Origin of the sequence: Micromonospora sp. D75 (genome assembly GCF_018070405.1) — a bacterium.
In the GTDB taxonomy this organism is placed as follows: Bacteria; Actinomycetota; Actinomycetes; order Mycobacteriales; family Micromonosporaceae; genus Micromonospora; species Micromonospora chalcea.
The window spans coordinates 1-11,529 of the sequence record NZ_JAGPXV010000127.1; the positions used below are offsets into that span (position 1 = coordinate 1).

The following is an 11,529-nucleotide window of genomic DNA, read 5'->3' on the forward strand; positions in this document are numbered from 1 at the left end:
CGCGGACGTCCACACCGAGACCGCCGAGCACGAGAAGGTCGACCATGGCGCCGACGATAGCGACGCCCGGCGGCCTATCCTGACTCCCCGGGCGCCGTCTTCCGGCCCCGGCGTCGGCGAGGGGGAGCAGTGCTGGTCATCCACGGGCTGTGGCTGCCCGGTAGCGGGCTCGCCCTGTGGGCCGAGGACAGCACGCGCCCGGCGCGCGCGCCCCGCCGGCCCGGCCGCGTCCCGCGCGAGCGCCCGCACCCGTTCGCCGCCGACCACGCCACGCTCGCCGCCGCGCTCGACGGCATGCCGGGCGAGCCGATCTCCGTCCTGCTGGACCTGCCGACCCGCGCCGGCTCGCCGGTGGACTCGCCGGAACTGATCCGGGCCACCGTCGGGGAACCGGTCCGCGGCCCGGTCACCCGCGCCGGATGGCGGGTCCCGGCCCTGGGGTACGCCCCGGACGCCGCGTACGAGCTGCTGCGCGCGCCGGCGCCGGGCCCGGTCGGGGCGAGCCTGCGTCACCTGTGCGAGCTGGCCGACTTCGCCACCGACCTGGTCGCACGCGGCCGGCTGCTGCCGGTCGCGCTCGACGCGTACCCCGGTGGTGGTGGACCCGACGGCGGGCCGGCCGCGACCGGCCGGCGTGCCTCGGCGCGGCGGTCACCGGCGGCCTCCGGCGCGAGGGCCGGGCGGCGGTTGCGGGCCGTCGGGGCGGACGACGTGGCGACCGGGTGGGCGCTCTGGCGGCCGCTGCTCACCGGCACCGACGCGGGCTGGGCGCGCGACCTGGCGACGGCGTTGCCACCGGCGGCCCGCGCCGCCCGGGAATGGCGGCCCGAGCCGTGGGGCCCGGCAGCGGCGTCGGTCGGTGCGGGCGAAGGCCCTGGCGGGGCCGCCGCCCCGGCGTCGGCGGATGTGCGGACGGACGCCGCCGAGCCCATGCCGGGCGGGCGCTCGCCGAGCGGGTCCGTCCGGGACAGCAGCCGGGCGGGCGAACCGACGGGCGGCGCGTGGGCCGGGCGATCCGGCGACATCGGAGCCGGTGAGCTGGTCGCCGAGGCGCTGGACGCGCTGGTCGACGCCGCCGCCCGGGTGGCGCTGGCCGACACCCGGCTGCACCGGGGAATGCGCCCGGTCGGCGCGGTGCCGCGCTGGCTGGCCGCGCTGACCGGCCCGGAGCGGGCGTTCCCCGCCGAGCCGGACGCGCTGGCGACGCTGCGCGACGTACTGGACGCCTGGCAGCGCGACGCCGCGGGCGGCGCGGTACGGGCCACGTTCCGCCTGGTCGAGCCGGACGTCGACCCGGTCGCCGAGCTGGTCGAGGACGCCGTCTGGCGGGTCGAGTTCGGCCTGCACCCGGCCGACGAGCCGGGGCTCGTGGTGGACGCCGCACACATCTGGCAGCGGCCCGCGCCGGCGCTGGCCGCCCGGGGCGTGGAGCCGCAGGAGACGCTCCTGGCCGAGCTGGGCCGGGCCAGCCGGCTGTGGCCCGAGGTGGACGCCGCGGTGCGGACCGCCGCGCCGGACGGCATGGAACTGGACGCCGACGGCGCGCACCGGTTCCTGCGTGAGGGCGCGCCGGTGCTGCACGCGGCCGGGTTCGGGGTGCTGCTGCCGTCGTGGTGGCGGCGTTCCTCGTCGCGGCTCGGCGCGCGGCTGCGGGCGCGCAGCCGGAGCGCGCCGGGAGCGGTGGCCACAAGCGCCGGGAAGCTGGGGCTGGACGCGCTCGTCGACTACCGCTGGGAGCTGGCGCTCGGCGACCAGCCGCTGACCGCCGAGGAACTGGCGTCGCTGGCCGACCTGAAGTCGCCGCTGGTCCGGCTGCGCGGCCGGTGGGTCGAGCTGGACCCGCCGCGGCTGGAGGCCGGGCTGAAGCTGCTGCGCTCCTCCGGCGAGCTGACGGTGGCCGACCTGCTGCGGATGGGACTGTCCGGTGACGACAGTGCCGGTGAGCTGCCGGTGCTGGACGTGGTCGCCGACGGCGCGCTCGGCGAACTGCTCGCCGGTGAGGCGGAACGGCGGCTCACCCCGGCCGACCCGCCGCCGGGTTTCACCGGGACGCTGCGGCCGTACCAGCGGCGCGGGCTGGCCTGGCTGGCGTTCCTCCAGTCGCTCGGGCTCGGCGGCATCCTCGCCGACGACATGGGGCTGGGCAAGACCGTCCAACTGCTCGCGCTGCTCGCCGGTGACCCGCCGGAGGCCGGGCCCACGCTGCTGGTCTGCCCGATGTCGCTCGTCGGCAACTGGCAGCGGGAGGCGGCGAAGTTCGCGCCCGGCCTGCGCGTACACGTGCACCACGGCGCCGAGCGCGCCCGGGGCGAGGGCTTCGCCACCGCGGTGGGCGAGGCGGACCTGGTGCTCACCACGTACTCGGTGGCCGCCCGGGACGCGTTCGAGCTGGCCGGCGTCGACTGGCACCGGGTGGTGGTGGACGAGGCGCAGGCGATCAAGAACGCCGCCACCCGGCAGGCCGAGGCGGTCCGGTCACTGCCCGCGCGGCACCGGGTCGCGGTCACCGGTACGCCGGTGGAGAACCGGCTCGCCGACCTCTGGTCGATCATGCAGTTCGCGAATCCGGGGCTGCTCGGCCCGGCCGCGACGTTCCGCAAGCGCTTCGCCGAACCGATCGAGCGGCACGGCGACGCCGAGGTCGCCGAGCGGCTGCGCCGGATCACCGGCCCGTTCGTGCTGCGCCGCCTCAAGACCGACCCGACGATCATCACTGACCTGCCGGAGAAGCTGGAGATGGAGGTGGTCTGCAACCTCACCGCCGAGCAGGCAGCCCTCTACCAGGCCGTGGTGGACGACATGATGGCGAAGATCGAGTCCAGCGACGGCATCGAACGACGCGGGCTGGTGCTGGCCACCATGACCCGGCTCAAGCAGGTCTGCAACCACCCCGCCCAGCTGCTGCACGACGGCTCCGCGCTGGACGGCCGCTCCGGCAAGCTGGAACGCCTCGACGAGATCGTCGACGAGGTGCTCGCCGCGGAGGAGAAGGCGCTGCTGTTCACCCAGTACGCCGAGTTCGGCGGCATGCTGCGCGGGCACCTGTCGGCGCGTACCGGTCGGGAGGTGCTGCTGCTGCACGGCGGCGTCGGCAAGGCCGACCGGGACGCCATGGTGACCCGCTTCCAGGCGCCGCAGGGGCCGCCGCTGTTCGTGCTGTCGCTCAAGGCCGGCGGCACCGGTCTCACGCTGACCGCCGCCAACCACGTGGTGCACGTGGACCGGTGGTGGAACCCGGCCGTCGAGGACCAGGCCACCGACCGGGCGTTCCGCATCGGACAGCGCCGCCGCGTGCAGGTACGCAAGTTCGTCTGCGCCGGCACCGTCGAGGAGAAGGTGGCCGCGATGATCGCGGACAAGCGCAGCCTGGCCCGGTCCGTGGTGGGCAGCGGCGAGCAGTGGATCACCGAGCTGTCCACCGACACGCTGCGGGACCTGTTCACGTTGGAGTCCGGGGCGGTGGTCGAGTGAGCCCCCGCTTTGACGACTACCGGCCGCCGCTGCGGGTCGAGGGTGGCCTGCGGGCGCGCAGCACCAGGGGCGCGATCGGGCAGTCCTGGTGGTCCCGGCGCTTCGTGGAGGTGCTGGAGTCGTTCGCGCTCGGCTCCCGGCTCACCCGCGGCCGGGCGTACGCGCGCCGGGGGCAGGTGCTCCGGCTGGACGTGTCGCCCGGCAAGGTCACCGCCGAGGTGCAGGGCTCCCGGCCGCGCCCCTACCCGGTGCGGATCGGGCTGGCCGCGTACCCGGAGAAGGTGTGGCGGCGGCTGGAGTCGGAGCTGGCCGGGCAGGCGTTCTTCAGCGCCCGGCTGCTCGCCGGTGACCTGCCGGCCGAACTGGAGGAGCTGTTCGCCGAGGCGGGCGCGCCGCTGTTCCCGGCCGAGATCGACGAGCTGGACCAGAGCTGCGGCTGCCCCGACTTCGCGGTGCCGTGCAAACACCTGGCGGCCACGTTCTACCTGCTCGCCGAGGCGTTCGACGCCGACCCGTTCCACCTGCTGCACTGGCGTGGCCGGTCCCGCGCCGAATTGCTCGACCGGCTGCGTACGCTGCGCGGCGCCGTGGCGGACGGCGGTGTGCTCGGCGCGGGCGCGGCATCGGTCCCGGGCGCCGGGCCGGACCCGGCGGCGACGACGGGTGTGCCGGTGGTCGGCGCGGCGCGGGCCCTGGCCGGGCTGCCGGCGGTCGAGCCGGACGAGGAGCTGGACCGGTTCTGGCTGGCGCCGGTGGCGCTGCCGGACCGGCCGCCCACGCTCGCCACCGGCCCGGAGCTGCTGCTGCGCCAGCTCGGGTCGCCCGGTGCCGCGATCGGCGGGCCTGGCCTGGCCGAGCGGCTGCGCCGGGCGTACCGGGAGTTCGGCAGCACCGAGGGCGCGTCGCCCACGGAGTTCGGTCGCGCCGAAGGCGCGCGTTAAGAAGGGGCCCTTCCTCTACCGGAGGCGTTAAGAAGGGGCCCTTCCTTACGCCTACAGCAATCGGCGGCGGAAACGCCACATCACGGCGGCGTTGGCGACCAGCACCACCGCGCAGATCGCCCCGGCCAGCCGTCCGACCAGTACTGTCATCGCCGGTAGCGAGGCCCACAGCACGATCGTCAGCAGCATCATGTACCGGCCCCGGCGTCCCTTTATCCGGCTGTCCAACCGGGCGAAGAACCGAGGGTCGCTCTCCCGCAGACGGCGGGTGATCTGTTCGAACCTGCGCTGATCCTCTTGGCTGAGCATGGCGGTGCCTTCCCCTCACGGCTTCAGCGGTTCGGCGGCATACCCGGATCGGAGGGCGGTCACGCGCCGCCGCTGCTGCTGTTTCGCCGGACCGGACAGGCGGAACGAGGTTCTCAGCGCAGGCTTATCCGTACCTTAAGTTTCGGTGAGGCGGTGAACGCCCCCGGCGGCCTCGCCGGGCTGCGAAACCTCGCGTTCGGGCGGTGCGTGACCGGATCGGCCCTGCTCCGGAGGTCGCCGCGCACTCGCCGCCCCGCCGGGTCCTCCGCGGCGGGCCTGAGCACCGTCTTAAGTGCGCTCACGGGCGCGTCCGGCGTGCCTTGAGCGGCCGGGACGGCCTGGCTACTTTCCCGTAGGCAACTTCTCCGGCAACCGTCGCCGCCCCTGCGCCACCCGACCCCCCGGGTGGCAGGCGTGCCGGCACTCGAAGAAAACGGGATAGGTACATGGCCGACCTGAACGTGCCACCGCGTCGACCCCGGGACGACCGCGGCTGGGACGGATACCAGCACCCCCATCCGGACGGGTACCGCGACCCGCACGACGCGCCGTACGCCGGCGCTCACCCCGCCGCCGCGCCGGGCCCGCAGTGGGTCGGACCGGACGGCTTCGCCCCCGCCGCCGGTGGCTACCCGCCGCAGGGCGGCTTCCCCCAGCAGGGCGGCTACGCCCAGCCCGCCGGCGGGTACGGCCCGCCGCCCGGCCCGGGACTGCCCACGCTGGACGACGACGGCGACGAGCCGCCGAACCGGGGTCGCCGCCGCGCGCTGGCCACCCTCGGTGGGGCCGCGGTGGTCGCCGGTGGCGCCGCCTTCGCGCTGTCTCCGCAGGTACGCGGACTGTTCACCGGTGACGCAGCGGCCGGTGACGCCACCGGCACCGTCACCACCGACGGCAACGCGGCGCGGCCGAGCGGCCAGCAGCCCAGCACCGTGCGGACCTACACCGAGCAGAACGAGAGCTACATGGGCTCCCGGGCGGGCGAGGCGCTCAAGCGCAACGCGCCCACCGGCGGCCGGCTCTACGGCAGCCCGGCCGCCGCTGCCGAGGCGACCAAGGTGACTGTGAAGACGGTGCTCGCCAAGGATCCGATCCGGCACCTCGCCACCCGCACCACGTTCGGCGCGACCCCGAAGATGCTCGCCGACATCAAGCGGCTCGGCATCGACGACTGGCTGCGCCAGCAGCTCGAACCGGAGAAGATCGCCCCGACGAAGGCGGAGCTGAAGCTGGCCGAGCTGCAGTCACTCAAGCTCAGCCCGACGCAGCTGCGCGACCAGCGCGAGCAGCTCAACGAGAAGGGCGTCGACCCGGCCCGGGAGACGGTGGACGCCACCATCGCCCGGCAGATCTGGTCGGACCGGCAGCTGTTCGAGGTGATGGTCGACTTCTGGAACGACTTCCTGCACGTCGCCGCCGACTTCGACGGCGGGGAGAACTACCGCAACGCGTTCGACCGGGACGTCATCCGCAAGCACGCGCTCGGCAGCTACCCGGAGATGCTCGTCGCCGCGAACAAGCACCCGGCGCTGCTGCTCTACCTGAACCAGGTCGACTCGCGCAAGGACGCGGTCAACGAGAACCTGGCCCGGGAGAACCTGGAGCTGTACTCCGTCGGCGTCGACGGTGGCTACACCGAGAAGGACGTACGCCAGGCCGCGCTGCTGCAGACCGGACGCGGTGTCGCCGACGGCAAGTACAAGTTCTTCGCCGAGCGGCACTACCTCGGCAAGGTGAAGATCCTCGGGTTCAGCCACGCCAACAACTCCGACGATCCGGTGGCCGCCGACAAGGTCATCGACTCGTACATCCGTTACATCGCGACGCACCCGTCGACCGCCCGGTACGTGGCGCAGAACCTCGCCACCCGGTTCGTCTCCGACACCCCGCCGAAGTCCGTGGTGGACCGGCTCGCCAAGGCGTACACCACGAACAAGGGGCAGATCCGCCCGGTGCTGGCGACGCTGTTCAGCTCCTCGGAGTTCTGGGCCGCGGTCGGCCAGAAGGTACGCCGCCCGATGGAGTACCTGGTCGCCACGTACCGGGCGCTCGGCGTCTCGCCGGACGCGGCCCCCGGCTACTCCGGCGACAATCGGCGGACCCCGTTCGCGCAGGGCCTGCGGCAGATCCAGGACAAGATGCGCGAACTCGGCCAGTACCCGATGGGCAAGCCCACCCCGGACGGCTACGCCGACGTCTACCTGGCCTGGACCTCGGCCGGCACGATGATCGACGGCTGGAACGAGGCGGGCGACCTGATCGCGGGCTACCGCAAGCAGTTCACCTTCGCCAAGCCGGAGAAGCTGGTGGCGAAGCCGCCGGCCACCGCCGGGGCGTACGTGGACGCGCTGGCCCAGCGGCTGGTGCACCAGAAGCTCAGCGCCAAGGAGAAGAAGCTCGTGCTCGCCGTGGCCGGGGTCGCCGAGAGCGCCAAGGTCGACGCCACCTTCAACGGGGCCATCGCCGCTGTCGCGCGGACGATCCTCGCGTCCCCCCAGCACCACCTCCGGTGAGGCATTCGATGGAGATGACCGTGAACCCGTACCCCCTGCACCCCGAATGCCCCGACCTGCGGCGGCTGGCCGACAACCCGGCCGAGGCGCTGCTGCGCGCGGAGGCGGACATCGTCGCGGCCGAGAGCGCGGCCGAGGCCGACCGGTACCGCCGGCTGGAGGAGATCGAGGAGGCGCAGCAGGACGGCCGGGGCGTCACCCGCCGTACCTTCGTCGCGGGCGCCGCGGCCACCGCGACCGCGCTGGCGACGGCCCAGTTCGTCACCACGTCGGCGTCGTTCGCCGCGACCAAGACCGGCACGCTGATCCACGTCTTCCTCTACGGCGGGCTGGACGGGCTGAGCCTGGTCGCCCCGGCGAGCGACCCGGTGCTCACCAAGGCCCGCCCGGACCTGCTGCTCGGCGAGGACTCGCTGGCGCTGGCCCGCGGCTTCAAGCTGACCAGCGCGTTCGCGCCGCTGGAGAAGTGGCTCAAGGCCGGTCAGCTCGGCTTCGTGCCGGCCGCGTCCGACCCGCGGCTGTCCCGCAGCCACTTCCAGGCCGCCGACGCCTGCAACCTGGGCGGCCTGCCCGGTGAGACCGGCGGCCGGGGCTGGCTGGACAGCCTGGTCGACGCGCTCGGCAAGGGCACCGCGTTCCGCAGCGTCGGCATCGGCAGCACGCTGCCGCGCTCGCTCGTCGGCGTGAACGGCGCGATCTCCCTCAACAGCGTCGGCGACCTGCGGCTCAACGGCGACGACAAGTTCCGCGCGGCCACCGAGAAGGCGATCCGCGGCCTGTTCACCGGCATCAACCACCCGGTGGAGGAGGCGGTCATCGAGGGCATGGGCGCGCTCGCCACCGCCCAGAAGCTCGCCGCGAAGCCGTATGCCGCCGCCGAGGGCGTCGAGTACCGGGGCGTCGGCAACTCGTTCAAGCAGCTCGCCCAGCTCATCAAGGGCGGCGCGAACGTACGGGTGGCCACCGTCGGCATGGGCGGCTACGACACCCACGAGAACCAGGGCACCCGCGAGGGCGGCCAGCTCTGGCGGCGGCTCAACGAGCTGGCCGCCGCGATGGCCGCGTTCTTCACCGACCTGGGCGACCAGGCAGCGGACGTGACGATCATGGTGTCCAGCGAGTTCGGCCGCCGGGTCGCCTCGAACGGCGGCGGCACCGACCACGGCCACGGCGGCGTGGTCACCGTGCTGTCCGGCCGCAAACTGGCCAGCTCGCTGCTGGGCACCTGGAACGGGCTGGACAAGTTGGACAGCGGCGACGTGCCGGAGTACAACAACATGTTCAACGTCTACGGATCGGTCGCGCAGGGCCGCTTCGGCCTGACAAACGCCGAGGTGGACAAGATCTTCCCCCGGCAGAAGTTCACCCCGGTCAAGATCTACGCGTGACGTACCAGGAAACCCGCGCCGCCGGCCGTCGTACCGGGCACTCCGCCCCGTACGGCGGCCGTCCGGCTGCTCCCGTACCCCCGGCTCGTCCGCGCCGCGGACCCGGCGCCCGGCGGACGCTCGCCGCGCTCTTCTGGCTCGGGCTGGTCGCCGCAGTGGTGCCGTGGTGGCTGGACACCCCGGCCGGGTCGCTCACCGACACCGCCGACCTGCTCACCGCGGGCGGCCGGATCACCGGCCTGATCGCCGGCTACCTGCTGCTGGTCCAGGTGCTGATGATGAGCCGGATGGGCGTGCTGGAACGCGCGCTCGGCGGCGAGCGGATCTCCCGGCTGCACCGGGACCTCGGCGCGACGCTGCTGGTGGCGGTGCTCACGCACATGTCGCTGCTGGTGGTCGGCTACTCCCGGCAGGAGCGCAACTCGGTGCTCGGCGAGGTCGGCGTGCTGCTGACCGACTACGAGGACATGATCACCGCGTTCGCCGCGGCCGGCGTGCTGGTCACCGTCGCGGTCACCGCGGTACGCGCGGTGCGCCGCCGCCTGCCGTACGAGCTGTGGCACCTGCTGCACGCGGCCAGCTACCTCACGCTGCTGCTCGGCTACGCGCACCAGTTCAGCAACGGCGCGCAGCTGCACCAGCCGGGCCTGGTGCGTACCGGCTGGATCGCCGGATACGTGCTGGTGGTGGCCGCGCTGGTGTGGGGCCGGGTGCTCGCGCCGCTGGCGTTCAACCTGCGGCACCGGCTGCGCGTCGCCGACGTCGTGGCGGAGAGCCAGGACACCGTGTCGGTATACCTGACCGGGCAGCGGCTCAACCAGATCGACCTGCTCGGCGGGCAGTTCTTCCGCTGGAGGTTCCTCAACCCCGGCTGCTGGTGGCAGTCGCACCCGTTCTCCGTCTCCGCCGCCGGCAACGACAGGTGGCTGCGGATCACGGTGAAGGTCGTCGGCGGGTACACCGCCGAGCTGCGCGACCTGACGCCGGGCACCCGGGTCTGGGCGCAGGGTCCCTCCGGCACGTTCACGGCCGCGCACCGCACCCGGGAGCGGACGCTGCTCATCGCCGGCGGCAGCGGCATCGCCCCGCTGCGGGCCATGCTGGAGGAGCTGCCGCCCGGCGCGGCGCTGATCTACCGCGCGAGCACCCCGGCCGACGTGCTGCTGCACCAGGAGCTGGACTGGCTCGCGCAGGCCCGGCAGACCTCCGTCTGGTACGTCGTCGGCCGCCGTGACGACCCCGGCCCCCGCCAGGTGATGAACCCGGAGGGGCTGCGCCGCCTGGTGCCCGACCTGACCCGGCGCGACGTCTACCTGTGCGGCCCGGGCGGCCTGGTCGACGAGGCGGTCGCCGCGCTGCGCGCGGCCGGCGTGCCCCGCCGCCAGATCCACCTGACCGCGTTCGAGCTGTAGGAAAGGCACCACCATGCGTCGCGCGCTCCTCGCGATCACCGGACTGGCCGCCGGCACCACCGCGCTCGTGGTGCTCAAGGGCGCGCCGGGCAGTGGGCAGACCCTGCCGGACGCGCCGGTGGCGCTGGCTCCGGTCGCCCCGGGCGGCTCGGCCGCGCCCGAGCCGCCGTCGCCCACCGCCGCCGCGTCCGGCAGCGCCACGCCGTCGTCGCGCGCCTCGGCGAAGCCCACCCCGAAGGCGTCCGCCGACCGCAGCCCGGCCAGCCGGGGCGGCACCCGTACCAGCACCGCACCCGCCGCGCCGCGGACCACCACCAGCGCGCCGAAGGTCACCACCCGCACGGTGACCGGGCCGTCGGTCACCTACGAGTACGGCTCACTGCAGGTGCGGATCACGCTCAGCGGCAGCCGGATCGTCGACGCCACGGCGATCGGACTGCCGCTGGGCGGGCAGTCCGGGCAGCGCAGCGACGACGTGCAGGCCCGCTACAGCGGCACGTCCGGTGAGGTGGTGGCCCGGCAGAGCGCCAACCTGAGCACCGTCTCCGGGGCCACGTACACCAGCACCGCGTACAAGCAGTCGTTGCAGGCCGCGCTGGACAAGGCGTGACGGTTCGTTCCGGCCTGCGCCGGGTCGAGCACGTCATGGGTACGGCGATCAGCCTGGACCTGGCCGACGACCTGCCCCCGGGGACCCTGCACGAGCTGGCCGAGGACACGTTCGGCTGGCTGCGCGAGGTGGACGCGCGGTTCAGCACGTACCGGGACGACAGCGAGGTGTGCCGGATCGACCGGGGCGAGCTGCGGCCCGCCGACGCCTCCGCCGACCTGCGCGCCGTGCTGGCGGCCTGCGCCGACCTGTGGACCGCCACCGACGGGTTCTTCGACGTGTACGCGACCGGGCGGCTCGACCCGTCCGGCTACGTCAAGGGCTGGGCGGCGCAGGTCGCCTCGGACCGGCTGGTCGCCGCCGGCTCGCCGAACCACTGCGTGAACGCGGGCGGCGACGTGCGGGTACGCGGCCACGACGCGGCCGGACAGCCGTGGCGGATCGGTGTGCGGCATCCCTTCGACGCGGCAGCGACCTGTCTGGTGCTGACCGGCACCGACCTGGCGGTCGCCACCTCCGGCGTGTACGAGCGCGGGCACCACGTGCTGGACCCGCGCCGGGGCGTACCGGCGAAGGGCTTGCGCTCGGTGACGGTGGCCGGCCCGGACCTGGGTGTGGCGGACGCGTACGCGACAGCCGCGGTGGCCATGGGCCCCCAGGGCCTAGCCTGGCTCGACCGCCTACCGTCCCCCTGGCAGCACGCCGTGGTCACGGACGAAGCCCACCAACACCACTCCCGCACCCTCCCCACCATCCCCACCCCAGCGCGGTGATCAAGGAGTTTGTGTCCGTTTAGCCCGCGCTGGAGGACACAAACTCCTTGATCAACGGCATCGGCGGGGGTGAGGGGTGAGGGGTGAGGGGTGAGGGGGGTCAGCGGAGGGG

General features: G+C 74.1%; 8 protein-coding genes. 7 read left to right on the forward strand and 1 reads right to left on the reverse strand.

The window, feature by feature from the left end:
• Positions 1 to 129 precede the first annotated feature (129 nt).
• Both KBX39_RS10720 and KBX39_RS10725 read left to right on the forward strand, forming a co-directional pair.
• Positions 130 to 3,471: a DEAD/DEAH box helicase gene (locus KBX39_RS10720; RefSeq protein WP_210870289.1), complete on the forward strand. Its 3,342-nt coding sequence runs from the start codon at positions 130 to 132 to the stop codon at positions 3,469 to 3,471.
• Positions 3,468 to 4,412, forward strand: coding sequence for an SWIM zinc finger family protein (locus KBX39_RS10725; RefSeq protein WP_210870291.1), 945 nt, complete (start codon positions 3,468 to 3,470; stop codon positions 4,410 to 4,412). The genes KBX39_RS10720 and KBX39_RS10725 overlap by 4 nt, the downstream gene beginning before the upstream one ends.
• A gap of 51 nt (positions 4,413 to 4,463) precedes the next feature.
• On the opposite strand, the gene KBX39_RS10730 is transcribed toward KBX39_RS10725, so the two are convergent.
• Complete coding sequence (locus KBX39_RS10730) at positions 4,464 to 4,721, reverse strand: DUF3040 domain-containing protein (RefSeq protein ID WP_043329246.1); 258 nt, start codon at positions 4,719 to 4,721, stop codon at positions 4,464 to 4,466.
• A 446-nt stretch (positions 4,722 to 5,167) separates the two neighbouring features.
• Between KBX39_RS10730 and KBX39_RS10735 the strand changes: the two genes are divergently transcribed.
• The 5 genes from KBX39_RS10735 to KBX39_RS10755 are packed head-to-tail and all read left to right on the forward strand — an operon-like array spanning position 5,168 to position 11,417.
• On the forward strand, positions 5,168 to 7,234 hold the full coding sequence (locus KBX39_RS10735) for a DUF1800 domain-containing protein (protein WP_210870293.1): 2,067 nt from the start codon (positions 5,168 to 5,170) through the stop codon (positions 7,232 to 7,234).
• A 14-nt stretch (positions 7,235 to 7,248) separates the two neighbouring features.
• On the forward strand, positions 7,249 to 8,622 hold the full coding sequence (locus KBX39_RS10740; protein ID WP_223201459.1) for a DUF1501 domain-containing protein: 1,374 nt from the start codon (positions 7,249 to 7,251) through the stop codon (positions 8,620 to 8,622).
• The gene (locus tag KBX39_RS10745) at positions 8,619 to 10,034 is read left to right on the forward strand and encodes a ferric reductase-like transmembrane domain-containing protein (protein ID WP_210870295.1); all 1,416 of its coding nucleotides are present in this window, start codon (positions 8,619 to 8,621) and stop codon (positions 10,032 to 10,034) included. The genes KBX39_RS10740 and KBX39_RS10745 overlap by 4 nt, the downstream gene beginning before the upstream one ends.
• A 13-nt stretch (positions 10,035 to 10,047) precedes the next feature.
• Positions 10,048 to 10,644, forward strand: a complete 597-nt coding sequence (locus tag KBX39_RS10750; protein WP_209962785.1) for an FMN-binding protein — start codon at positions 10,048 to 10,050, stop codon at positions 10,642 to 10,644.
• A gap of 35 nt (positions 10,645 to 10,679) precedes the next feature.
• Entirely contained in the window at positions 10,680 to 11,417 is a 738-nt protein-coding gene (locus KBX39_RS10755; RefSeq protein WP_210870297.1) for an FAD:protein FMN transferase, read from the forward strand.
• Positions 11,418 to 11,529 lie beyond the last annotated feature (112 nt).